21 protein-coding genes and 2 tRNA genes are annotated in these 21,606 nt (G+C 67.3%); 14 read left to right on the plus strand and 9 right to left on the minus strand.

Features of this window, described 5'->3' with window-relative positions:
* Positions 1 to 20 precede the first annotated feature (20 nt).
* A complete protein-coding gene (locus L0C60_RS03925; RefSeq protein WP_234503383.1) occupies positions 21 to 1,544 on the plus strand; it encodes a nicotinate phosphoribosyltransferase in 1,524 nt (507 codons plus the stop codon).
* Between the two features lie 2 nt (positions 1,545 to 1,546).
* Here the strand turns inward: L0C60_RS03925 and clpX are convergent, their stop codons facing one another.
* From clpX to L0C60_RS03955, 6 genes are all read right to left on the minus strand, one after another.
* A complete protein-coding gene (gene clpX, locus L0C60_RS03930) occupies positions 1,547 to 2,743 on the minus strand; it encodes an ATP-dependent Clp protease ATP-binding subunit ClpX (RefSeq protein ID WP_234503381.1) in 1,197 nt (398 codons plus the stop codon).
* Positions 2,730 to 3,314 (minus strand): ATP-dependent Clp endopeptidase proteolytic subunit ClpP, encoded by a 585-nt coding sequence (gene clpP, locus L0C60_RS03935; protein ID WP_234503377.1) that lies wholly within the window; start codon positions 3,312 to 3,314, stop codon positions 2,730 to 2,732. The genes clpX and clpP overlap by 14 nt, the downstream gene beginning before the upstream one ends.
* Positions 3,315 to 3,374: 60 nt before the next feature.
* A complete protein-coding gene (tig, locus tag L0C60_RS03940; protein WP_234504122.1) occupies positions 3,375 to 4,589 on the minus strand; it encodes a trigger factor in 1,215 nt (404 codons plus the stop codon).
* A 40-nt stretch (positions 4,590 to 4,629) separates the two neighbouring features.
* Positions 4,630 to 4,714: transfer RNA gene (locus L0C60_RS03945), tRNA-Leu, on the minus strand.
* A 51-nt stretch (positions 4,715 to 4,765) separates the two neighbouring features.
* Positions 4,766 to 4,842, minus strand: a tRNA-His gene (locus tag L0C60_RS03950).
* Between the two features lie 28 nt (positions 4,843 to 4,870).
* Positions 4,871 to 5,155, minus strand: a complete 285-nt coding sequence (locus tag L0C60_RS03955; protein ID WP_234503375.1) for a rhodanese-like domain-containing protein — start codon at positions 5,153 to 5,155, stop codon at positions 4,871 to 4,873.
* Positions 5,156 to 5,292: 137 nt separating this feature from the next.
* Here L0C60_RS03955 and carB point away from each other — a divergent pair, with 137 nt between their 5' ends.
* From carB to L0C60_RS03995, 8 genes are read left to right on the plus strand one after another with little or no spacing between them, the layout of a single operon-like run.
* Positions 5,293 to 8,406, plus strand: a complete 3,114-nt coding sequence (carB, locus tag L0C60_RS03960; protein WP_234503372.1) for a carbamoyl-phosphate synthase large subunit — start codon at positions 5,293 to 5,295, stop codon at positions 8,404 to 8,406.
* A 6-nt stretch (positions 8,407 to 8,412) separates the two neighbouring features.
* Positions 8,413 to 8,742 carry a cyclic-di-AMP receptor gene (locus L0C60_RS03965; RefSeq protein WP_234503367.1) on the plus strand — a complete coding sequence of 110 codons (330 nt, stop codon included), beginning with the start codon at positions 8,413 to 8,415 and terminating at the stop codon, positions 8,740 to 8,742.
* Positions 8,739 to 9,602 (plus strand): DsbA family protein, encoded by an 864-nt coding sequence (locus L0C60_RS03970; protein WP_234503364.1) that lies wholly within the window; start codon positions 8,739 to 8,741, stop codon positions 9,600 to 9,602. The genes L0C60_RS03965 and L0C60_RS03970 overlap by 4 nt, the downstream gene beginning before the upstream one ends.
* 10 nt (positions 9,603 to 9,612) lie before the next feature.
* Positions 9,613 to 10,377 carry a tRNA (adenine-N1)-methyltransferase gene (locus L0C60_RS03975; protein WP_234503360.1) on the plus strand — a complete coding sequence of 255 codons (765 nt, stop codon included), beginning with the start codon at positions 9,613 to 9,615 and terminating at the stop codon, positions 10,375 to 10,377.
* The gene (locus tag L0C60_RS03980) at positions 10,362 to 11,912 is read left to right on the plus strand and encodes an Rqc2 family fibronectin-binding protein (RefSeq protein ID WP_234503356.1); all 1,551 of its coding nucleotides are present in this window, start codon (positions 10,362 to 10,364) and stop codon (positions 11,910 to 11,912) included. The genes L0C60_RS03975 and L0C60_RS03980 overlap by 16 nt, the downstream gene beginning before the upstream one ends.
* Before the next feature lie 23 nt (positions 11,913 to 11,935).
* Positions 11,936 to 12,286 carry an aspartate 1-decarboxylase gene (gene panD, locus L0C60_RS03985; RefSeq protein ID WP_234504118.1) on the plus strand — a complete coding sequence of 117 codons (351 nt, stop codon included), beginning with the start codon at positions 11,936 to 11,938 and terminating at the stop codon, positions 12,284 to 12,286.
* Positions 12,283 to 13,131 carry a menaquinone biosynthesis prenyltransferase MqnP gene (gene mqnP, locus L0C60_RS03990; protein WP_234503353.1) on the plus strand — a complete coding sequence of 283 codons (849 nt, stop codon included), beginning with the start codon at positions 12,283 to 12,285 and terminating at the stop codon, positions 13,129 to 13,131. Before panD ends, mqnP begins: the two co-directional genes overlap by 4 nt.
* A gap of 14 nt (positions 13,132 to 13,145) precedes the next feature.
* Positions 13,146 to 13,736 carry a TIGR01440 family protein gene (locus L0C60_RS03995; RefSeq protein WP_234503350.1) on the plus strand — a complete coding sequence of 197 codons (591 nt, stop codon included), beginning with the start codon at positions 13,146 to 13,148 and terminating at the stop codon, positions 13,734 to 13,736.
* Here L0C60_RS03995 and L0C60_RS04000 read toward each other — a convergent pair.
* On the minus strand, positions 13,699 to 14,757 hold the full coding sequence (locus L0C60_RS04000; RefSeq protein WP_234503348.1) for a pyridoxal-phosphate-dependent aminotransferase family protein: 1,059 nt from the start codon (positions 14,755 to 14,757) through the stop codon (positions 13,699 to 13,701). The genes L0C60_RS03995 and L0C60_RS04000 overlap by 38 nt on opposite strands.
* Before the next feature lie 22 nt (positions 14,758 to 14,779).
* Here L0C60_RS04000 and L0C60_RS04005 point away from each other — a divergent pair, with 22 nt between their 5' ends.
* Positions 14,780 to 15,631 carry a hypothetical protein gene (locus tag L0C60_RS04005; protein WP_234504115.1) on the plus strand — a complete coding sequence of 284 codons (852 nt, stop codon included), beginning with the start codon at positions 14,780 to 14,782 and terminating at the stop codon, positions 15,629 to 15,631.
* On the opposite strand, the gene mscL is transcribed toward L0C60_RS04005, so the two are convergent.
* Complete coding sequence (gene mscL, locus L0C60_RS04010) at positions 15,585 to 15,956, minus strand: large conductance mechanosensitive channel protein MscL (protein WP_234503343.1); 372 nt, start codon at positions 15,954 to 15,956, stop codon at positions 15,585 to 15,587. The two genes, L0C60_RS04005 and mscL, sit on opposite strands and share 47 nt — an antisense overlap.
* 129 nt (positions 15,957 to 16,085) lie before the next feature.
* On the opposite strand from mscL, the gene L0C60_RS04015 reads away from it, so the two are divergent.
* Genes L0C60_RS04015 through csaB form a run of 4 tightly spaced genes read left to right on the plus strand, consistent with a single transcriptional unit; the run spans position 16,086 to position 20,579 of the window.
* Positions 16,086 to 17,216: an ABC transporter ATP-binding protein gene (locus L0C60_RS04015; RefSeq protein WP_234503340.1), complete on the plus strand. Its 1,131-nt coding sequence runs from the start codon at positions 16,086 to 16,088 to the stop codon at positions 17,214 to 17,216.
* Between the two features lie 53 nt (positions 17,217 to 17,269).
* On the plus strand, positions 17,270 to 17,905 hold the full coding sequence (gene udk / locus L0C60_RS04020) for a uridine kinase (RefSeq protein ID WP_234504112.1): 636 nt from the start codon (positions 17,270 to 17,272) through the stop codon (positions 17,903 to 17,905).
* Positions 17,902 to 19,602: a DUF5693 family protein gene (locus tag L0C60_RS04025; protein ID WP_234503337.1), complete on the plus strand. Its 1,701-nt coding sequence runs from the start codon at positions 17,902 to 17,904 to the stop codon at positions 19,600 to 19,602. Before udk ends, L0C60_RS04025 begins: the two co-directional genes overlap by 4 nt.
* A complete protein-coding gene (gene csaB, locus L0C60_RS04030) occupies positions 19,587 to 20,579 on the plus strand; it encodes a polysaccharide pyruvyl transferase CsaB (protein ID WP_234503335.1) in 993 nt (330 codons plus the stop codon). Before L0C60_RS04025 ends, csaB begins: the two co-directional genes overlap by 16 nt.
* On the opposite strand, the gene L0C60_RS04035 is transcribed toward csaB, so the two are convergent.
* A complete protein-coding gene (locus tag L0C60_RS04035) occupies positions 20,554 to 21,606 on the minus strand; it encodes a hypothetical protein (protein WP_234503333.1) in 1,053 nt (350 codons plus the stop codon). The genes csaB and L0C60_RS04035 overlap by 26 nt on opposite strands.

Here is a 21,606-nt window from a genome sequence, read left to right on the forward strand (position 1 = left end):
CGGAGGGCTATGCTAGGCCCATGGACCCCTTCGGCATCCTCTACACTGACCTCTACCAGCTCACCATGGGCCAGGTCTACTTCCGCCTAGGGCTTCACGAAAAGGAGGCCCTCTTTGAGGCCTTCTATCGCAAAAACCCGGACTACGGGGCCCACCAGGCGGGCTATACCGTTTTCGCCGGCCTGGACCCCCTGCTTTCCTGGATGGAAAGCGCCCGCTTCGGGAACGAGGAGCTGGAGGCCCTCAGGGCCCTCAAGGGCCGCTCGGGCAAGCCCCTCTTCGCGGAGGACTACCTCCGCTACCTAAAGGAGATGGGCGGCTTTTCCGGCCTGACGGTGAGGGCCCTCCCCGAGGGCCGGGTGGCCCACCCCCAGGTGCCCCTCCTCAGCGTGGAAGGCCCCCTCCTCCAGGCGCAGCTCCTGGAAACCGCCCTCCTGAACCGCATCAACTACGAGACCCTCATCGCCACCAAGGCGAGCCGGGTGCGGGAGGCGGCGGGGGAGGAGGCCATCGTCCTGGAGTTCGGCCTGCGCCGGGCCCCGGGCAAGGGAGGGGAAAGCGCCACCCGGGCAAGCCTCATCGGCGGCGCCAACCGCTCCAGCGCCGTAAGCCTCTCCCACCTCCTGGGCCTCCCCTCCTCCGGCACCCACGCCCACAGCCTGGTGCAGGCCTTTTTGGCCCTGGGCTACTCCGAGGAGGACGCCTTCCAAGCCTTCGCCGAGGTCTTCCCCGACGACACCATCCTCCTCCTGGACACCGTGGACACCCTCCACTCCGGCCTACCCCACGCCCTCAAGGTCTTTGAAAGGCTAAGGCGCAAGGGGCACCGGCCCGTGGGGGTGCGGATTGATTCCGGGGACCTGGCCTACTTGGCCATCCAGGTGGCCAAGGAGCTGGACAAGGCGGGCTTTGCCGACACCCTCATCGTGCTCTCCGGGGACCTGGACGAGCTCGTGATTTGGCAGATCAAAAGCCAGATCCTGGAGGAGGCCCCCCGCTACGGGGTGGAGCCGGAAAGGCTCCTCAAACGCCTGGTCTACGGGGTGGGGACGCGGATGGTGGTCTCCTGGGGGTACCCGGCCCTAGGGGGGGTGTACAAGCTGGTGGCCATCCGGGAAAACGGCACCTGGGCCCCGGCCATCAAGATCTCGGACTCCTTGGAAAAGGTGCTCAACCCCGGGCACAAGAAGGTCTACCGGGTTTACGATCACCGGGGCCTGGCCACGGCGGACCTCCTCGCCACCTTTGACGAGGAGGTGCGGGCGGACACCCCCCTCCACCTCCGCCACCCCACCGACCCCACCAAGCGCCGCACCTTAAGGCCCGGGGAGTTCACCCTCGAGCCCCTCCTGGAAGAAGCCTTCCGGGGCAAGCGCCTCTTCCCGCCCCTACCCCTCGAGGTCCTGCGGGAAAGGCGCCACAAGGACGTGTCCCGGCTAGACCCCGGGGTGCGCCGCCTGGTGAACCCCCACGTCTACCACGTTTCCCTCACCGAGCGCCTCTTCGCCCTAAAAGAAGCCCTGGTGGCCCGGCTCGCCGGATAGGCCTAGGAGGCCTGCTTTAGCCGGGCCTCCTCCAGGGCCTTTAGGGGGTTGTCCAGGTGGGGGAGGTCTATGACGAGCTCCTTCACCCCGCTCCCCGGGGCCTCAAACATCAGGTCCACCATGGTCTTCTCCAGGATGGCCCGTAAGCCCCGGGCCCCCGTGCCCCGCTTGAGGGCCCTGCGGGCCACCTCCTTGAGGGCGGCAGGGGTGAAGCGGAGCTCAATCCCTTCCATGCGGAAAAGCTCCTGGTACTGCCGTACCAGGGCGTTCTTGGGCTCGGTGAGGATGCGCACCAGGTCCTCCTCCGTGAGGGGGTGGAGCTGGACGATGAGGGGGGCCCGGCCCACGAACTCGGGGATCATGCCAAACTTCACCAGGTCCTCGGGGATGACCTCCAGGGGCTCTTCCCGCTTCTCCCTGTCCCCCGTGAAGCCGATGGCGGTGCGGCCCACCCGGGCCTTGACGATGTTTTCCAGGCCCTCAAAGGCCCCGCCCAGAATGAAGAGGATGTTCTTGGTGTTGACCGGGATGAACTCCTGGTGGGGGTGCTTCCTGCCCCCTTGCGGGGGCACGTTGGCGATGGTGCCCTCAATGATCTTCAAGAGGGCCTGCTGCACCCCTTCCCCGGAGACGTCCCGGGTGAGGGAGGGGTTTTCCGACTTGCGGGCGATCTTGTCAATCTCGTCTATGTAGACGATGCCCATCTCCGCCCGCTCCACGTCAAAGTCGGCGTTCTGGAGGAGGCGGAGGATGACGTTCTCCACGTCCTCCCCCACGTACCCCGCCTCGGTCAAGGTGGTGGCGTCGGCGATGGCGAAGGGCACCTCCAGGAAGCGGGCGAGGGTTTCCGCCAGGAGGGTTTTCCCCGTGCCCGTGGGGCCGATGAGGAGGATGTTGGCCTTGCCGATCTCCGCCTCGGGGTGGAGGAGGCGCTTGTAGTGGTTGTAAACCGCCACGCTTAGGGCCCTTTTCGCCGCCTCCTGGCCCACCACGTACTGGTCCAGGTGGGCCTTGATCTCCTGGGGTTTGGGCAGGCGGCTTGGCCCCTTGGGCCGATGGCTTTCCCCGCGGAGGACCTCTTGGGCCCGCGCCACGCAGTCCTCGCAGATGAAGACGTCCTCTATAGGGCTTTCCAGAAGCCTTCCCGTGTCGGGCGGGCGCAGGCCGCAGAAGCTGCAGTGGGGCCTAGGCTTCCTCACGGGTCACCACCTGGTCAATGAGGCCGTACGCCAAGGCTTCCTGCGCCGAGAGGTAGTAGTCCCGGTCCGTGTCCTTCTCCACCTTTTCCAAGGGCTGGCCCGTATGCTTGGCCAGGATCTCGTTGAGAAGCTTCTTGGCCTTGAGGATTTCCTGGGCCTGGATGGCGATGTCGCTGGCCGTGCCCCGGACCCCGCCCCAAGGTTGGTGGATCATCACCTTGGAGTGGGGCAAGGCGTAGCGCCGGCCCTTCTCCCCGGCGGCCAGGATCACCGCCGCCATGCTGGCCGCAAGCCCGATGACGATGGTGGAAACCGGGGCCCGGACGAACTGCATGGTGTCGTAGATGGCGAGCCCGGCGTCCACCTCCCCCCCAGGGGAGTTGATGTAGAGCTTGATCTCCTGGTTGGGGTTTTGCGCATCCAGGAAGAGAAGCTGGGCCACCACGGTGTTGGCCACCTGGGCATCTATGGGGGTGCCCAGGAAGATGATCCGGTCCTTGAGGAGGCGGGAATAGATGTCGTAGACCCGCTCGCCGCGGGCGGTCTGCTCTATGACGTAGGGTATGACCATACCGTTTCCCATTCTAAGGGGAAGCCCAGGGGGAAATCCCCCCTGGGCCACCATGCCCCGTTAGGCCAGGGCCGCCAGGGCCTGGCGCACCGCCTTGTCCTGGAGGTAAGCGGCCCTAAGCCGGGCCAGGCCCCGCTCGCCAAACTGCCGCTTGAGTTCTTGGACAGAAAGGCCGTAGGAGCGGGCCACCGCCTGCAGGTAAGCCTGCCACTCCTCCTCCGTGAGCTCGGGCTTGAGCTCCTCGGCAAGCCGCTCCTTGGCCAAGGAACGGCGCACCCGCTTGAGGGCCTCCTGCCGCAGGTCCTCCTGGAACTTCGCAAGCTCGCCCCGCTCCTCCAAGGCCTTGAGGTAGGCCTCGAGGCCAATCCCCTGCCGGTAAAGGTCCTCCGCCAGGTGCTCTAGGAGGTGGCGCTCCTCCGCCTCCAACATGGAAGGCGGGATATCCGCCTCTAGCCCCTCGGCGAGCTTCTCCAAAAAGGCCCGCTCCCGGGCCTCCTGGTAGGCCGCCTCCGCCTGGCGCTTTAGGCTTTCCCGCACCTTGGCCTTGAGGTCCTCCAGGCTCTCCGCCTCCAGGGTCTTGGCGAACTCCTCGTCCAGCTCGGGGAGCTCCAGGGTCTTCACCTCCAGGACCTCGGTCCTCACCTCCCGCACCTTCTCCCCCTGCTCGTTCAGGACGGGGACCATGACCACATCCCCCGCCCGCTTGCCCAAAAGGGCCTCCTTCACGTGGGGCAGGGCCTTGGAAAGGTCAATGGGGAACTCCGCCCCCTCCTCCGTGCGCACGAAGACGTGGTCCCCCTCCTGGGCCTCCCGGTCCACGGGCACGAGCTCGGCATAGCGGTGGCGAAGCTCCTCCAGGGCCTTTTCCACCATCTCCTCCGTGACCTCAGGCGAGGGCACCTCGAGGGTAAAGGAGCGCCAGTCGGGGAGCTTCACCTCGGGGTAGTTCTCCACCTCCGCCACGTAACGGAAGCCTTCCCCCTCCTTAAGCTCCTCCTCCACCACCCGGGCGGCCACGGGGGTCAGGCCCAGCTCCCGCACCGCCTCGGGGTAGGTTTCCTCCACCAGGCGCTCCTTAAGGTCGGCGAGGAGCTCCTCGCGGCCCAGACGGGCCTCCACCACCTTCAAAGGGGCCTTTCCCGGGCGGAAACCCGGGATCCTCACCCGCTTGGCCAGGTCCTTGAGGAGGGCCTGGTAGCTCTCCTCCACCTTCTCCGCCGGGACCTCCACCCGAACCCTTACCCGATAGCCGGAACGCTCCAGGATCTCCGCCACGCCACACCTCGCACGCATCTAGGGAGGGGCCCCGCCCGGTTGGTGCGAGGAGCGGGACTTGAACCCGCACGGGTTGCCCCACCGGATCCTAAGTCCGGCGCGTCTACCGGTTCCGCCATCCTCGCATGGGGGCGAGGCCCCCCTTCAAAATACCACCCCTTGCGGGGTGGTGGTTTTGGGGTGAGCGATGGGACTTGAACCCACGACCCCCGGATCCACAGTCCGGTGCTCTAACCAGCTGAGCTACGCTCACCACGCTCAGCATCCGCCATTCTAAGGAGCTACTTGCCCTCCGTCAAGGCCTGAAGCCCGCCCTCCAGGCTCATGGCCTCGTACCCTTCCGCCTCCAGGTAGAGGGCCGCCACCTGGCTCAAAAGCCCCTTCTCGCACACCAAAAGGAGGGGGACTTTGGGGAGGCCGTGCTCTCCTTTTTGGATTTTTTCTAGAGGTACCCACTCGGCGGGAAAGGGCAAGGGGGTGGTCCTCCGGTCGGCGGGGCGCACGTCCACCACCTTGACCCCCTGGGCCAGAAGGGCCGGAAGCTCCTCGGGGCGCACCTTGCGCATGGCTTGAGTATAGCGGGCGGGGGCGCCGGGGGCTTGGCCGCAAGTCTATGCATTTAGACCCGCCCCTTGTGCATAGACTTCGCACCAACCCTTGGCCGAAACCCAAGCCTGTGGTAAGCTCTTCCACCGGGTACGCGATGCCGCCGAGAAGAGACCTCAAGAAGATCCTCATCATCGGTTCTGGACCCATCACCATCGGCCAGGCCGCCGAGTTTGACTATTCCGGCACCCAGGCGGTGAAGGCCCTAAGGGGGGCGGGCTACGAGGCCATCCTGGTGAACTCCAACCCCGCCACCATCATGACCGACCCCGAGCTCGCCGAGCGCACCTACGTGGAGCCTTTGACCCTGGAGTACCTGGAAAAGGTCATCGCCAAGGAGCGCCCCGACGCCCTCCTCCCCACCCTGGGGGGCCAGACCGCCCTCAACCTTTCCATGGCCCTCCACGAGGAGGGCGTCCTGGAGCGCTACGGGGTGGAGCTCATCGGGGCCAAGGCGGAGGCCATCAAAAAAGGGGAGGATCGGGAGGAGTTCCAGAAGGCCATGCGGAAGATCGGCCTCGAGGTGCCCCGGGGCCTCATGGTGGGGAGCGTGGAGGAGGGGCTCCACTTCGCCCGGGAGGTGGGCTACCCCGTGGTGGTGCGCCCTTCCTTCACCCTGGGGGGCACGGGGGGCGGCATCGCCCGGAACGAAGGGGAGCTTAGGGAGGTCCTGGGGCGAGGCCTCGCCCTCTCCCCCGTGCACACCGCCTTGGTGGAGGAATCGGTCTTGGGGTGGAAGGAGTTTGAGCTGGAGGTGATGCGGGACCACGCCGACACCGTGGTCATCATCACCAGCATTGAGAACCTGGACCCCATGGGGGTCCACACGGGGGACTCCATCACCGTGGCCCCGGCCCAGACCCTCTCCGACGCCGAGTACCAGAGGATGCGGGACGCCGCCAAGGCGGTGATCCGGGAGATCGGGGTGGACACGGGCGGGTCCAACATCCAGTTCGCCGTGGACCCCAAGACGGGCCGCCAGGTGGTCATTGAGATGAACCCCCGGGTTTCCCGCTCCTCGGCCCTCGCCTCCAAGGCCACGGGCTTCCCCATCGCCAAGATCGCCGCCCTCCTGGCGGTGGGCTACCGCCTGGACGAGCTTCCCAACGACATCACCCGCAAAACCCCCGCCTCCTTTGAGCCCACCATTGACTACGTGGTGGTGAAGATCCCCCGCTTCGCCTTTGAGAAGTTCCAAGACCTCCCCAACACCCTAGGAGGCTTTAAGGACGAGCTCGGCACCCAGATGAAGTCCGTGGGCGAGGTGATGGCCATAGGCCGCACCTTCAAGGAGGCGCTCCTTAAGGCCCTCCGGGGGCTAGAGCGGGACGTGCGGGCCTTGGCGGGGGTGCGCACGGAGGACCTGGAGAAGAAGCTCTACCCCAACCCGGACCGCATCTACGCCGTGCTGGAGCTCCTGAGGCGGGGCATGCCCGTGGAGGAACTCCACGAGGCCACCCGCATAGACCCCTGGTTCCTCCACCAGATGAAGGAGATCGCCGAGGCGGAGGCCTGGCTAAAGGAGCACCCCCCCAAGGACCGGGAGGACTGGCGGTTCTACAAGGCCCTAGGCCTCCCCGACCGGCGCATAGGGGAGCTCCTCGGAAAGGGGGAAGCGGAGGTGCGCGCCGCGCGCAAGGCCCTCGGGGTGGTGCCTGTCTACAAGACCGTGGACACCTGCGCCGCCGAGTTTGAGGCCTACACCCCCTACCACTACTCCACCTACGAGGAGGAGGACGAGGTCTGGCCCTCGGAAAAGCCCAAGGTGGTGATCCTGGGCTCGGGGCCCATCCGCATCGGGCAAGGGGTGGAGTTTGACTACGCCACGGTGCACGCCGTCTGGGCCTTAAGGGAGGCGGGGTACGAGACCATCATGGTGAACTCCAACCCGGAGACGGTCTCCACGGACTACGACACCGCCGACCGCCTCTACTTTGAGCCCCTGACCCTCGAGGACATCCTCAACCTGGTGGAGCACGAGAAGCCCCTGGGGGTCATCGCCACCTTGGGAGGGCAGACGCCCCTAAAGCTCGCCCAGGGCCTCGAGGCCCACGGGGTCAAGCTCCTCGGCACCCCCTACGCCGCCATCCACAAGGCGGAGGACCGGGAGGCGTTCCACGAGCTCTGCCAGGCCTTGGGCATCCCCCAGCCCGAGGGAAGGGTGGCGGCCACCCCGGAGGAGGCCTTGAGGCTGGCCAAGGAGCTCGGCTTCCCCCTCCTCGCCCGGCCCAGCTACGTCCTGGGAGGGCGGGCCATGCGGGTCCTGTGGGACGAGGGGGAACTCGCGCGCTACCTGGAGGAGGTCTATGCGCCTCTAGAGGAAAAGCCCTCCATCCTCCTGGACCGCTACCTGGAAGGGGCCTTGGAGCTGGACGTGGACGCCCTTTCCGACGGGGAGACGGTGATGATCGCCGGGGTGATGGAACACGTGGAGCGGGCCGGGGTCCACTCGGGGGACTCGGCCACGGTCCTCCCGCCCGTGCACCTCTCCCCCGAGGCCTTGGCCAAGGTGAAGGACTACACCCGCCGCCTGGCCCTGGCCTTGGGGGTGAAGGGGCTTTTGAACGTCCAGTACGCCGTCTTGGGGGAGGAGGTGTACGTCCTCGAGGCCAACCCCCGGGCGAGCCGCACCGTGCCCTTCGTGTCCAAAGCCATCGGCGTGCCCCTGGCCAAGCTTGCCGCCCTCATCGCCGTGGGGAAGACCCTGAAGGAGCTTGGGGTCAAGGACCTGGAGCCCGTGCCCCCCTACTACGCTGTGAAGGAGGTGGTGATCCCCTGGCTCAAGTTCCCCGGGGTCATCCCCGTCCTGGGGCCGGAGATGCGCTCCACGGGGGAGAGCATGGGGATAGACGAGGACCCCTACCTGGCCTACTACAAGGCGGAACTGGGCGCCGGGCAGCGGCTTCCCCTGGAGGGCAGGGTGCGCTTCATCGGCGATGGGCTCCGCAAGGAGGCGCTAGAACACCTGGAGGCGCTCAAAAAGGCCTATGAGGAGGCGGGGTTTAGCCTGAGCGAAGGGGAGTACGACCTCCTCATTAGCCCCGTTCCCCACCCCGAGCTCCGGCGCGCGGTGGAGAAAGGGCTCCCCTTCATCACCACCCTGGAGGGGGCCTGGTGGAGCCTCAAGGCCATTCTCAAGGCCCGGGAGAGGGCCCAAGAGGCGAAGAGCCTCCAGGAGTGGCACGCCCGCCTAAAGGCGGGTGTACAATAGGCGGCAATGAAGCTCATCATCGCCATCGTGCAGGACACGGACGCCCCCGGCCTCACCAAGGCCCTTTTGGAGCGGGGCCTCCAGTCCACCAAGCTGGCCTCCACGGGAGGCTTCCTAAGGGAAGGAAACACCACCCTGCTCATCGGGGTGGAGGACGGGCGGGTGGAGGAGGTCCTGGAGCTCATCCGGGAGAAGTGCCGCACCCGCACCCGGCTGGTGACCCGGGGCCTTCCCCTTTCCGAGGCTCCCGACCCCTTCCTGGCCCAGCCCGTGGAGGTACAGGTGGGAGGGGCGGTGGTCTTCGTTCTGCCGGTGGAAGGCTTCTTCAAGGTATGAGGAGGCTAGGGGCCCTCCTTGGCCTTCTTGGGGGCCTGGCCCTAGCCCAGATCGCCAAGCCGCCGGAAGGTTTTCAAAAAGCCCTGGGCCCCCTTCCCCCGGGCGCCCAGGTAGAGGTGGAAACCCGAAACAACCGCCTCCTCGCCGTGCGCTACCAAGGTCCCGAAAACGCCGCCTTCCTGGGGCGGCTTCTGGACCGGGCCACAGGCCTCCCCTTCTCGGAAGCCTTCCTCACCTGGTACAAGGAAAACGCCCCCGGCCTTAAGGGGCGCGCCCTTACCCTGAACCTGGAAGGAGCCTTCCTCTTAGAACTCGCCTTTTCCGAGCCCTTCCGCGCCCGGCTCGCCCCCAGGAGGGTGGAGGCCACCGCCTTGGACCAAGACCGCCTCGTCCTGGGGGAAAAGGGGCCCATGTTGCGGATCTTCTCCGACTTCCAGTGCCCCTACTGCCAGCGCCTGGCCCGGGAGGTGCTACCCTCCCTCAAGGCCCGGGCGGCGCAGGGGGAGCTTCGGATAAGCTACCGCCACTTTCCCCTCACGGAAATCCACCCCGAGGCCCTCCCCGCCGCTCTAGCCAGCGAGTGCGCTGCCTCGCAAAAGGCCTTTTGGCCCTACCATGACCGCCTCATGGCGGGGCGGCTTGGGAACTACCTGGCCCTGGCCCGGGAACTGGGCTTGGACCTGGAGGCCTTTCGCCGGTGCTTGGAAGACCCAAAGACCAAGGCCCTCGTGGAGGAGGACCGGGCCTTGGCGCTCCGGCTTGGCTTCCGTGGCACCCCCACGGTCCTGGCCGGACCCTACCTGGTGCCCAACCCCTTTAGCCTCACCCAGGTACTGGACTACCTGGAACTCGCCCGCTAAAGTGGGCGGGGTGGAAGGCGAGCTTTTCCTCCTCAAAGACACCAAGGGCCGCGCCTTCCTGGTGCGCCTGCGGCCCGGGGGGGTTTTCCATCACCATAAGGGGAGCGTCCCCCACGAGGCCATCCTGCAGGCAGGGCCCGGGGGGGTGGTGGCGACCCACCTGGGCGAACCCCTTTCCGTCCACAGGCCCACCCTGGAGGAGTACGTCCTCCACATGCGGCGGAGCGCCACCCCCACCTACCCCAAGGACGCCAGCGCCATGGTGACCCTCCTGGACCTGGCCCCGGGGATGCGGGTCCTCGAGGCGGGCACGGGCTCGGGGGGCCTCACCCTCTTCCTGGCCCGGGCGGTGGGGAAAGAGGGCCTGGTGGAAAGCTACGAGAAGCGCCCCCACCACCTAAGGCAGGCGGAGGAAAACGTCAAGGCCTTCTGGCAGGTGGAAAACGTGCGCTTCCACGCCCAGGGCCTGGAGGAGGCGGAGCTAAAACCGGAAAGCTTCCACGGGGTGGCCCTGGACCTCATGGAGCCCTGGAAGGTCCTCCCCAAGGCAGCGGAGGCCCTGATGCCGGACCGGTTTTTGGTGGCCTACCTCCCCAACATCACCCAGGTCCTGGAAACCGTGCGGGCGGCAGAGGGGCTTCCCTTGCGCTTGGAGAGGGTCTTGGAGGTGGGCTGGCGGGAGTGGGAGGTGAGGCTTCCCGTGGCCCATCCCCGCTTCCAGCAGGTGGGGCACACCGCCTTTTTGCTGGCGTTTCGCAGATGGAAGGCCTCCTGATCCACGCCCTTTTGCGGGGGCTTTTCCCGGAGCTTCCCGCCCTGAACCTGGGCCTCGCCTTCCCCGACGAGGGCACCCTGGCCGTGCTCCTCAAGGGGAAGACGGGGCGGATCTTCAACCTGGTCCTCCACTACCGCCCCCCAAACCCCAGCCTGGTCCTGGAGGAGGGGAGCCTCCTGGGGGAGCCCAAGACCCCCTTCCAGCGGCAGCTCGCCGCCCGGGTCAAGGGGCCCTTGGTGGCGGCGGAGCAGTGGAAGCTGGACCGGGTGGTCTTCTTCCGCTTCGCTGGGGAGAAGGGCTTCGTGGACACCCCGCCCTCCGTCCTGGTCTTTGAGGCCACGGGGCGGAACGCCAACCTCCTCCTTCTGGACGAGAAGGGCACCATCCTGGGGGTGGACCGGGTCATCACCCGGGAGGTGAACCGCTACCGGGAGCTCAAGCCCGGCCTCCCCTACACCCCACCCCCCCCCTACGCCAAGCTGGACCCGAGAACCCTCAAGGAGGAAGACCTTAGGGTCCTCCTGGGGAAGCCCCTCAAGGAGGTGGTGCGCCACGTGGACGGGGTGGGGCTTGAGCTCATGCGGGAACTCGCCCGCCGGACCGGGCTCACCCCGGAAAGCGTCCTGGGGGAAGGGGAGCTTGCCCGCCTCCACCGGGCCCTCAAGGGCCTGGTGGAGGACCCCACCCTGCGCACGGCGCTTTCCGAGGAGCTCAGGGCGAAGTGGCAGGAGGAGGAGAAGGAGGCCCTGAGGAAGCCCCTCCTCGAGGCCCTGGCCCGGGAGGTGCGCACCCTTAGGGCCCGGCTTGCCGACTACCACCAGGCCCTCGCCCGCCTGGAGGAGGCGGAGACCCACAGGCGCAAGGCCGACCTCCTCCTCGCCCGGCTCAAGGAGGTGCCCAAGGGGGAGGCAAAGGTGGTCCTGGAGGGGTTTGACGGCCACCCCGTGGAAATCCCCCTGGACCCCGCCCTCTCCCCCCAGGAAAACGCCAAGAAGCTCTACGAAAGGGCCCGGCGCCTGGAGGAGCTTGCGGAAAGGGCCTTGGACCTCATCCCCAAGACGGAAGCCCGCATCGCGGAACTGGAAGGGGAGATGGCCCGCATCGCCAGCGCAGACCTACAGGAACTCCTCGCCCTCACCCAAAGGCCCAAGGGGGAAAAGGGCCCGAGGCTTGGCCTCCGCTACACCTCCCCTTCAGGCTTTCCCGTCCTGGTGGGGCGGAACGCCAAGGAGAACGACCTCCTCACCCGCATGGCCCACTCCGAGGACCTCTGGTTCCACGCCCAAGGGGTGCCGGGGAGCCACGTGATCCTAAAGGCGGAGGGCAAGAACCCCCCCCTGGAGGACCTCCTCTTCGCCGCCAGGCTCGCCGCCTACCACTCCAAGGCCCGGGGAGAGCGGCAGGTGCCCGTGGACTACACCCGCAAGAAGCACGTCTGGCGGCCCCGCAAAGCCCCACCCGGCCAGGTCCTCTACACCCAGGCCAAGACCCTTTTCGTGGAAGGGGCGCTTCCCGAGGGCCTCGAGGCGGGATAAACTTAGACCCCGTGAAGAGGGTGATGTTCCACGCCAAAATCCACCGGGCCACCGTGACCCAGGCCGACCTCCACTACGTGGGCTCGGTGACCGTGGACCAAGACCTCCTGGACGCCGCCGGCATCCTGCCCTACGAGCAGGTGGACATCTACGACATCACCAACGGGGCCCGCCTCACCACCTACGCCCTGCCAGGCCCCAGGGGCTCGGGGGTGGTCCAGATCAACGGGGCCGCCGCCCACCTGGTGAAGCCCGGCGACCTGGTGATCCTTGTGGCCTACGGGATCTTTGACGAGGAGGAGGCCCGGGCCCTCAAGCCCACGGTGGTCCTGGTGGACGGGCAAAACCGCATCCTGGAGGTCAGGAAGGGGTGAGCCGCCTCAAGCTCTACCTGGAGCTCGTGCGCTTTGAGCACACCCTTTTCGCCCTCCCCTTCGCCTACGCCGGGATGCTCCTGGCGGCGGGGGGTTGGCCGGGTGGGCGCACCTTCCTCCTCGTCACCCTGGCCATGGTGGGGGCGAGGACCATGGCCATGGCCCTAAACCGCCTCATAGACTGGCGGATTGACGCCCTAAACCCCCGCACGCAAAACCGCCACCTGCCCAAGGGCTTGGTGAAGCCCTGGGAGACCCTTCTCCTCGCCCTCCTCGGCCTTGGCCTCTTGGTCTACGCGGGCCTCGCCCTAAACCCCCTCACGGCCAGGCTCCTCCCGGTGGCCGTCTTCTTCCTCACCGCCTATAGCTACACCAAGCGCTTCACCTGGCTTTGCCACTACGTGCTCGGGCTCACCATCGGGGCCGCCGCCCCTGGGGGGTGGATCGCCGTCACGGGGAGCTTCGCCCCCACCGCCTACTGGCTCTGGGCGGGGGTGGGGCTTTGGATCGCCGGCTTTGACATCCTTTACGCCACCCAGGACTACGCCTTTGACCGGGCCTACGGGGTAAAAAGCATCCCGGCCCGCTTCGGCATCCCCAAGGCCCTCAGTGTGGCCCGGGCCACCCACCTCCTCGCCTGGCTCGCCTTCCTGATGGCCGGGCTGAGCTACGGGGCGGGGTGGGCCTTTTACCTAGGGCTTTTCCTGGTGGGGGGGCTTCTCCTTTGGGAGCACCGCCTGGTATCCCCCGAGGACCTCTCCAAGGTGGAGGTGGCCTTCTTCCAGGCCAACGTGGGGGTGAGCCTGGGAATGTTCCTCTTCATCCTCCTGGACCTCCTCCGCTAGGGTAGGCTTGGGGCATGGAGGGCCTAAAGCGGCAGGCGGAGGCGGCCATCCGGGAGTTCTTGGAGCTCTTCCCTATGCCCAGGGGAAGCCTCTTCGTCCTCGGGGGGTCTACGAGCGAGGTCCTGGGGGAAAGGGTGGGCACGAGGCCGAGCCTCGAGGCCGCCGAGGCCATCCTGGAAGGGCTTCTGCCGCCCCTCTTGGAGCGGGGCATCCACGTGGCCGTGCAGGGGTGCGAGCACCTGAACCGCGCCCTGGTGGTGGAAAGGGAGGCGGCCCTAGCCTATGGCCTAGAGGAGGTCACGGTCTTCCCCCACCCCAAGGCCGGGGGGGCCTTGGCCACGGCGGCCTTCCTCCGCTTCCGGGAGCCCGTGGTGGTGGAAAGCCTAAAGGCCCAAGCCCACGGGGGGATGGACATCGGCGGGGTCCTCATCGGCATGCACCTAAGGCCCGTGGCCGTGCCCGTGCGCCTTTCCGTGCGCAAGCTGGGGGAGGCGGTACTCCTCGCTGCCAAGACCCGGCCCAAGCTCATCGGGGGGGCCCGGGCGGTCTACACCCGGGAGGAGATGCTCAAGAAGGTGGAAGAATATCGGCAAAGGCTTCCCTGAAGAGGGCCGCCACCCCCAAGGCCTCGTACCGGTCGTAAGCCCCCATGAGGGAGAGGCGGAAGATCTTGCCCTTTAAGGGCCCCTGCCCGCCGGCGATGACCGCTTTCCGCCGGGCAAAGGCCTCCTTGACCGCCCGGTAGGGCACCCCCTCGGGCAGGTAAAAGGCGGCCACGGCGGGGCTTCGCACCTCGGGCACGGGCCTTAGCCCAAGCGCCTCCCCCACCTGGTAAAGGAGGGCGTTCTGCCAGGCCTTGAGGGCCAGGTGCGCCTCCAGGTCCGGCAAGACCGCCTCCAGCACCGCCCTAACCGCCCCCACCAGGTTGATGGCGGGGGTCCAGGCGCTCTCCCCTTCCCGCTGGGCCTTGAGCTCCCGGGCGAGGTCCAGGTAATAGCCCCGGGGCCTCAGGCGCTCCAGGGCCCTCGGGGAAAGGGCCACGAAGCCAAGGCCCGGAGGGCACATGAGGCCCTTTTGGCTTCCCGAGAGGGCGGCGTCCACCCCGTAAGCCTCCAAGGCCACCTCCCGCACGAGGAGGCTCGTCACCATGTCCACCCCCACCAGGCCCTCGGGGTTCGCCTCCTTGAAGGCCCGGGCCAGGGCGGGGAGGTCCACCAAAGCCCCCGTGGAGGTCTCGGAGTGCACGAGGAGAAGCCCTTGAAACCCCTTCCTGGCCACGTCCTCGGGGCGAGGGACCCGGCCATAGGGGAAGTCCAGGCGCTCCGCCTCTAGGCCCGCCGCCAGGGCGATCTCGTAAAAGCGCTCGGAAAACTTGCCGTAGACGGGGACCAGGACCCTCTCCCCGGGGGCAAAGAGGTTCTGTACCAGGGCCTCCATGGCCAGGGTGCCGCTGCCCGTAAGGATGAGGACCTCCCCTTCCGTGCCGAAGGCCTTTTTGAGGAGGGAACGGGCCTCCAAAAAGAGGGCGCGGGCGGGCTCGGTGCGGTGGTGGAGCTGGGGCTGGGCCAGGGCCTCCAGGGCCTTGGGGTGAAGCCGCACAGGACCTGGGGTAAGGAGCCACTCCATGGGAAAAGTGTATCGTAGTCCCGTGGCCTTTGCCCTCCGCTTCCTCGCCCCCGCCCCGGACACCTATCTCCTGCCCCTCCCCCAAAGCCTTCCCGGGCAGGAGGTGGAGGGCCTTTTCCTCTCGCAGAAGCCCCTCGAGGCCTACGAGGCCCGGGGAACCCTCTGGGCCCGCTTTGCCCTGAGGGAGGGGGAGGCCCTGGAGCTAAGGTTCCGCCTGAAGACGTATCCCGTGCGGGAAAGCCCCCCGTGGCGCAAGGCCCTCCTCCGCGAGCCCCCGGAGGCTTGGCCGGGGATTTTGGCCCACCGGGGGCACAGGGTGGAAAGGGCCTTGGGCTTCCTCCTCTCGGGAAGGCCCCACACCTGGTTCCTAGTGGACGGCGTCCCCCTAGACCCCCTCCTCCACCAGGCCCTCCAGGAAAACCCCGCCCACCTCCTCCCCCTGGGCGTGGCCCCCGACCCCGGGGTCTACCTGGGAGGGCACGAGGGAAAGCGCCTCCTCCTCCTTCGGGCTCCTTGGCCTGGGGAGGAGGGCCTCCTTTGGCAAGAGCTCCGCTCCCTCAGGCCCGACCCCTTACCCCCTTTAAGGGCCATGGCCTTCGCCTCCTTGGGGCTTTCCGCCCTGGGCTTCCCCACGGGGCCCTGGCCCTACCTTCCCTACCTCGCCCTGGTGGCCTTCCGGCAGGGCCCCGCCCTCAAGGACCTCTTGCGAAGAAGCCCCCGCCACGCCCTGGAAAGCCTTCTCTTCCACGCCTTCGCCCTTTCCGTAAGCCTTAACCCAAGGCCGGAACTGGGCCTTGGGTACCTGGCCCTTTTCTTCTGGAACCGGCTTAGGCCTTCTTCCGCAACTCCTCCAAAATCTCCCGAAGAAGCCTGACCTCCTCGGGGGGCTCGGGCGGGGCCGCCGCCTCCTCCTTCTTCAGGCGCTTTTGCGCCTCCTGCATGGGCACCACCACCAGGAAGTAGATGGCCGCCGCCACCACCACGAAGTTCACCAGGGCGTTGATGAACTTGCCGAGGGCGATGGGCCCAAGCTTGAGGGCGGAGAAGTCCGGCGCACCCCCTATAGCCCCGATCAAGGGGGTGAGGACGTCCGCCACTAAGGAGTTCACCACCTGGCCGAAGGCGCCGCCGATGACGACCGCCACCGCCAAATCCACCACGTTGCCCCGCATGAGGAAGTTCTTAAACCCTTGAAGCATACCCACCTCCCAAACCTTGTGGCGGAAGCCACGAGGTCTTTATACCGCGCCCCTGTGAAAGGCCTGCTAAAATGGCGGCGAACCCCCGATGGGCCAAAGGGCTCAAAGCGCGGGGCCAAGGAGGTTAGGATGGCCAAGGTCAAGCTGGAGCACGTGTGGAAGCGCTTCGGCAAGGTGGTGGCGGTCAAGGACTTCAACCTGGAAACCGAGGACGGGGAGTTCGTGGTCTTCGTGGGGCCTTCCGGTTGCGGCAAGACCACCACGCTGCGCATGATTGCGGGCCTCGAGGAGATCTCGGAGGGGAAGATCTACATCGGCGACCGCCTGGTGAACGACGTCCCCCCCAAGGACCGGGACATCGCCATGGTCTTCCAGAACTACGCCCTCTACCCCCACATGAACGTCTACGAGAACATGGCCTTCGGGCTCCGCCTCCGCCGCTACCCCAAGGACGAGATTGACCGCAGGGTGAAGGAGGCGGCCCGCATCCTGAAGATTGAGCACCTCCTAAACCGCAAGCCCCGGGAGCTCTCCGGCGGGCAACGCCAGCGGGTGGCCATGGGACGGGCCATCGTCCGGGAGCCCAAGGTCTTCCTCATGGACGAGCCCCTTTCCAACCTGGACGCCAAGCTAAGGGTAGAGATGCGGGCCGAGATCGCCAAGCTCCAAAGGCGGCTTGGGGTCACCACCATCTACGTGACCCACGACCAGGTGGAGGCCATGACCCTAGGCCACCGCATCGTGGTGATGAAGGACGGGGAGATCCAGCAGGTGGACACCCCCCTAAACCTCTACGACTTCCCCGCCAACCGCTTCGTGGCCGGGTTCATCGGTAGCCCCTCCATGAACTTCATCCGCGCCCGGGTGGAGGCCCAAGGGGAGAAGGTCTACCTCTTCGCCCCGGGCTTCCGCATCCGCACCAACCCCGTCCTGGCCCAAGCCCTGCGCCCCTACGCCGGGAAAGAGGTCTGGATGGGCATCCGGCCCGAGCACCTGGGCCTCAAGGGCTACACGGTGATCCCCGAGGAGGAGAACGTCATCCGGGGGGAGGTGGAGGTGGCCGAGCCCCTGGGGGCGGAAACGGAAATCCACGTGAGCGTGGACGGCACCGTGCTGGTGGCCAAGGTGGACGGCCACGCCCCCGTGAAGCCCGGGGACAAGGTGGAGCTCTTGGCGGACACCTCCCGCCTCCACGCCTTTGACGTGGACACCGACAGGACCATCGGCCACGCCCAGGAGAAGGCGGCGGTGGCCCGGTAGGCCGTGGGGGTCTGGGCGGGGGGATGGCCCCCCGCCTTTATGATGGAGGGGTGGTGGGTTTGACCAAGCCCTTTGTCATCGGAATCGCCGGGGGTACGGCGAGCGGCAAGACCACCCTCGCCCGGTCCCTGGCGGAAGCCCTGGGGGAGCGGGTGGCCCTCCTGCCCATGGACCACTACTACCGAGACCTCTCCCACCTGCCCTTTCCCGAAAGGCTTTCCCTAAACTACGACCACCCCGAGGCCTTTGACCTCCCCCTTTACCTGGCCCACGCCCAAGCCCTCCTGGCGGGGAAATCGGTGGAAAGGCCCACGTACGACTTCAAGGCCTATACCCGGGGGGGCCAGACGGTGCGGGTCGCCCCCGCCCCGGTGGTGATCCTGGAAGGCATCCTGGTCCTGCACTTCGCCGAGCTCCGCGCCCTCATGGACCTTAAGGTCTTCGTGGACGCCGACGCCGACGAGCGCTTCATCCGCCGCCTGGAGAGGGACGTGCGGGAAAGGGGGCGGAGCCTGGAGAGCGTGGTGGCCCAGTACCTGGAGAAGGTGAAACCCATGCACCTGGCCTTCGTGGAGCCCAGCAAACGCCATGCGGACGTGATCCTACCGGGTGGCGGACAGAACGCTGTGGCCCTGGAGATGCTCAAGGCCAAGGCCCTTTCCCGCCTGGCGGAGATGGGGGTAGCGTGAGGACCTTCTTCCATGTCCTCCTCCTCCTGGCCCTTTTCCCCTCCCTCCTCGCCCTCGAGCCCCGCCTAAGGGCGGAACGGCCTGGGCCCGTGGTCCTCCTTTTGGACGCCGAGTCCGTCCGCGAGGAGGCCAGGGTGGAGGGGAAAAGCCTCCTGGAGGTCCTGGAAGGCTATAGGGCCTTGGGCGTCCAGGGGGTGGCCTTCCCCGAGCGCTTCCTCAAGGACTGGGTGGACGAAGGGGTTCTCCTTTACCGGCCGGGAAGCGAGCTCCTGGAGGCAGGGCTTCCCGCCCGGAGGGGCTGGTACTACGTGAAGGGGGAAAAGGGGCTTCTGGACCTCTTGGCAAACGCGTACGCCCTCCCCACCCACCGCCTCGGGGAATGGTTGGGCTTTCCCTTAGACGTGCAGGCCTTCCCCGCCTTCTACCCCTTTGAGGAGGTCCGCCAGGCCAAGGCGGCGGGGTTTTACGTGGCCGTGCGGCCCATCAACCACCGCCTGCGCCTCCTTGACCCTCGCCTCCCCCTGGTGCCCAAGGAGGCGGACGCCGTGGTCTTCGCCGGCCTCGAGGCCCTGGGCTACCCCTACCGCCTGGAGGAGGCCAAGGCCCTGGTGGGGGTCCCCGTGGCCCTCATTGAGGGCACGCCCCAGCCGGGCCTTCAGGCCTATAGGGAAAAGGGGGTCCTCCGGCTTTTTAGCCTCCGCTACGAGTGGCAGCTCACCCTAAGCCCCGAGGAGGCGGCGGACAAGTACGCCTTGGCGGCCCGGGAGCGGGGGCACCAGCTCCTCTACCTGAGGCCCTACCCCTACCGAGAGGACACGGAACGCTTCCTCAAACGGCTCACGGAAGAGCTTAGGGCAAGCGGCATCCCCCTAGGCCGCCCCGCCCCCCGGGACTTCGCCCCAAGCCCCTTGCGCCACGCCGCCTGGGTGGGGGTGCTGGCGGGGCTTGGCCTTCTCGCCTTGGGGCTTCCCGTCTACGGACCCCTGGTGGCCTTCGGGCTCCTCCTTCTGGCCTTGGGCTATGCCGGAAGCCAGGCGGGAGCCCTCCTCGCCGCCCTGGTCTTCCCCGTGCTGGGCTTCCTGGGGCCGAGGAACGGCCTTTGGATGTGGCTTCGCACCCTGGGCTACGCCTTGGCGGGGGTGGTCTTCCTCTCCGCCCTGGGCTCCACCCCGGCCACGGTGCAAGGGCTAACCCCCTTCAAGGGCGTTTCCTTGACCCTTTTGGTGCCGCCCCTCCTGGTGGCCTATAGCTTTTTAGAGAAGGATTTCAAGCAGGCCCTGGCCCGGCTCTACCAACACCCCCTGCGCCTCGGGGAGGTGGCCTTGGCGGGGCTTGCCCTCCTCCTCCTGGCCCTCGCCCTCCTCCGCCGGGGGAACGAGGCCCCCCTGGTCCCGGAGCTTGAGCTTAAGCTGCGAAGCCTCCTTCAAGACCTCATGGTCCGCCCCCGCTTCAAGGAGGTCTTCGGCCACGCCCTCTTCCCCCTGGCCCTCCTCCTCCCCTGGCCCCGCTTCGTGCAAAACGGCCTCCTCTTTCTGGCCGCCTTGGGGATGGCCTCCATTCTGAACACGTTTAGCCACTTCCACACCCCCCTTCCCATCTCCTTTTTCCGGGTGGTGAACGGGGCCATCTTGGGCCTTCTTTTGGGGCTAATCGGGGTTATCCTGGTAAGGAGGCTAAGGGCATGGTGGTTGGGGTAGCGGGGTACTACGGCTTTAGGAACACGGGGGACGAGGCCATCCTCGAGGCCATCGCCCGGGAGCTCAAGGCCCGGGGGCACCAGGTGGCGGCCCTCTCCGGAGACCCCAAGCGCACCCGGGAGGAACACGGCATCCGCGCCTACCACCGCTTGAACCCCTTGGCCCTCCTCCGGGCGGACCTCTGGCTTTTGGGAGGCGGGGGGCTTTTGCAGGACGCCACGAGCTCCCTAAGCCTCCTCTACTACCTCTCCGTCTTGCGCCTGGCCCGGTTCTTCCGCAAGAAGGTGGTGGTCTTCAACCAGTCCCTGGGCCCTCTCTCCCCCTGGGGCGAGGCCCAGGTGCGCCGGGCCCTCAAGGGGGTACCCCTCATCGTCCGGGACCAGGACTCCTACGCCTACGCCAGGGAACTGGGCCTAGACCCCCTCTTGGGCGCCGACCCTGCCCTCCTCCTCACCCCTCCCCCGGTGAAGCGGGAGGAGGACCTGGTCCTGGTCATCCCCCGGGCCGGGGTGGACCCGGAGGCCCTGAAGAACCTCTACATCACCGCCAACAACCTGGTGCACGAGGGGAAGCAGGTGATCGTCCTCCTCCTCCAGCCCGGTTACGACGACGAGGTGGCGAACGTCTTTTATCTCCACCGGATTGAAAAGACCTCGGACCCCCGCCGCCTCCTCTACCTAACGGCCCAGGCGGGGTACGTGATTTCCATGCGCCTCCACGGCCTCATCCTGGCGGCGGCGGCGGGAACCCCCTTCGCCGGGGTGGCCTACGACCCCAAGGTGGCCGCCTTCGCCAAGGAAACGGGGGCCTACTACCAAGACCTCCCCGGGGACCCCACCACCCTATCCAAGGCGGCCCTTTACGGCCGTAGCCCCGACTGGGAAAAGGTGGCGGCCCTCAAGGAGCGGGCGCGGCAGAGCTTTGACCTGGCCCTCGGGGAAACCACCCGGGTCAAGCGCCCTCACGGACGCGGCTAAGCCTGGCCTTAAGCCCCTCGGCAAAGGCCTGGAGGTCGCTTAGGGCCTCTTCCACCTCCTGCCTTAAGAGGAACTCCCCCGGGGAAAGCCTCTTTAGGACGAGGAAGGGCGGGCTTGCCAAAAGCTCCACCCCCTTGCGCACCACCTCGGGGATGAGGCCCTCCTCCAGGGCCTCGGCCTCGAGGTCCGAAAGCAAGAAGACCTGCCCCAAAGGCCTCTTGGCCAGGAGGAGGAGCAAGGCGGCAAAGGCCCCCCTTTCGGCGAGCTCCGCCACGAGGCGGTCCTCCAGGGCCTCCACCGCCTCCAGGTCCACCCGGCCCTGGCGCAGGAGGTCCTCCAGGTCCAAGGCGGAAACGGGGAAGCGGGCCTTCAGGCGGACCAAGCGGCCGATGGCCTCGGGGGAAACGTGGCCGAAGCCCTCAGGCACCTCGTCCTTGTGGGACTCGGGGGCGAGGTAGGCGGGGTAACTCCCCTCCCGGCGGTAAGGCTTTAATAGGGCCGGCTCCCCTTCCCCCAAGCGCAGGAGGGCCAAGACCACCTGCCGCCTTCCCAAGGGGGCCTTGTAGACCCAGGGAAGCCCCCCCTCCAGGACGAAGCCAAGCCGCCTCAGGTCCTCCGTGACCCCCGGCGGCTCCAGGACCTGGGGCTCGTGGGGGAAGAGGACCTCCTTGGGGTAAGGGGTCACCCGGACCCGGCGCTTTTCCTTGCCCTCCTCCTTCTCTTCCCTTCGCTCGGAGCGGGGCTCGGGGGGCCGCACCTGCCCCCTGGGGGCCGCCTGAAGCGCCACCTCCTCGCCCCGGAAGTGGAGGAGAATGGCCTCGTTCACCGCCAAACGCCTTTTGGCGTAATACGGGCCGAGCCCCCGGACCACCCCCGCCTTCCAGTCCACCTCCGCCTCGTACACCTCGCCATCCTCGTCCACGAAGCGGACCCGCTCCTTGCCCAATAGCCTCTGGCGCAAGGAGACGGTGAGGGCCATCGTTCCCGTTTGAATACACGCACTGGTGAGGACATAGCGCGCGGTCAT

The sequence above is a fragment of the Thermus hydrothermalis genome (assembly GCF_022760925.1).
Taxonomy (GTDB): Bacteria; Deinococcota; Deinococci; order Deinococcales; family Thermaceae; genus Thermus; species Thermus hydrothermalis.

Excerpts from the sequence above, each read along its gene's own strand:
- clpP (WP_234503377.1), bottom strand. The coding sequence starts at position 3,314 with ATGGTCATACCCTACGTCATAGAGCAGACCGCCCGCGGCGAGCGGGTC.
- panD (WP_234504118.1), top strand. The coding sequence starts at position 11,936 with ATGTTCCACGCCAAAATCCACCGGGCCACCGTGACCCAGGCCGACCTC.
- L0C60_RS03955 (WP_234503375.1), bottom strand. The coding sequence starts at position 5,155 with ATGCGCAAGGTGCGCCCCGAGGAGCTTCCGGCCCTTCTGGCCCAGGGG.
- L0C60_RS03980 (WP_234503356.1), top strand. The coding sequence starts at position 10,362 with ATGGAAGGCCTCCTGATCCACGCCCTTTTGCGGGGGCTTTTCCCGGAG.
- L0C60_RS04015 (WP_234503340.1), top strand. The coding sequence starts at position 16,086 with ATGGCCAAGGTCAAGCTGGAGCACGTGTGGAAGCGCTTCGGCAAGGTG.
- L0C60_RS04035 (WP_234503333.1), bottom strand. The coding sequence starts at position 21,606 with ATGACCGCGCGCTATGTCCTCACCAGTGCGTGTATTCAAACGGGAACG.
- L0C60_RS03970 (WP_234503364.1), top strand. The coding sequence starts at position 8,739 with ATGAGGAGGCTAGGGGCCCTCCTTGGCCTTCTTGGGGGCCTGGCCCTA.
- L0C60_RS03925 (WP_234503383.1), top strand. The coding sequence starts at position 21 with ATGGACCCCTTCGGCATCCTCTACACTGACCTCTACCAGCTCACCATG.
- L0C60_RS03995 (WP_234503350.1), top strand. The coding sequence starts at position 13,146 with ATGGAGGGCCTAAAGCGGCAGGCGGAGGCGGCCATCCGGGAGTTCTTG.
- mscL (WP_234503343.1), bottom strand. The coding sequence starts at position 15,956 with ATGCTTCAAGGGTTTAAGAACTTCCTCATGCGGGGCAACGTGGTGGAT.
- L0C60_RS03965 (WP_234503367.1), top strand. The coding sequence starts at position 8,413 with ATGAAGCTCATCATCGCCATCGTGCAGGACACGGACGCCCCCGGCCTC.
- csaB (WP_234503335.1), top strand. The coding sequence starts at position 19,587 with ATGGTGGTTGGGGTAGCGGGGTACTACGGCTTTAGGAACACGGGGGAC.
- L0C60_RS04000 (WP_234503348.1), bottom strand. The coding sequence starts at position 14,757 with ATGGAGTGGCTCCTTACCCCAGGTCCTGTGCGGCTTCACCCCAAGGCC.
- carB (WP_234503372.1), top strand. The coding sequence starts at position 5,293 with ATGCCGCCGAGAAGAGACCTCAAGAAGATCCTCATCATCGGTTCTGGA.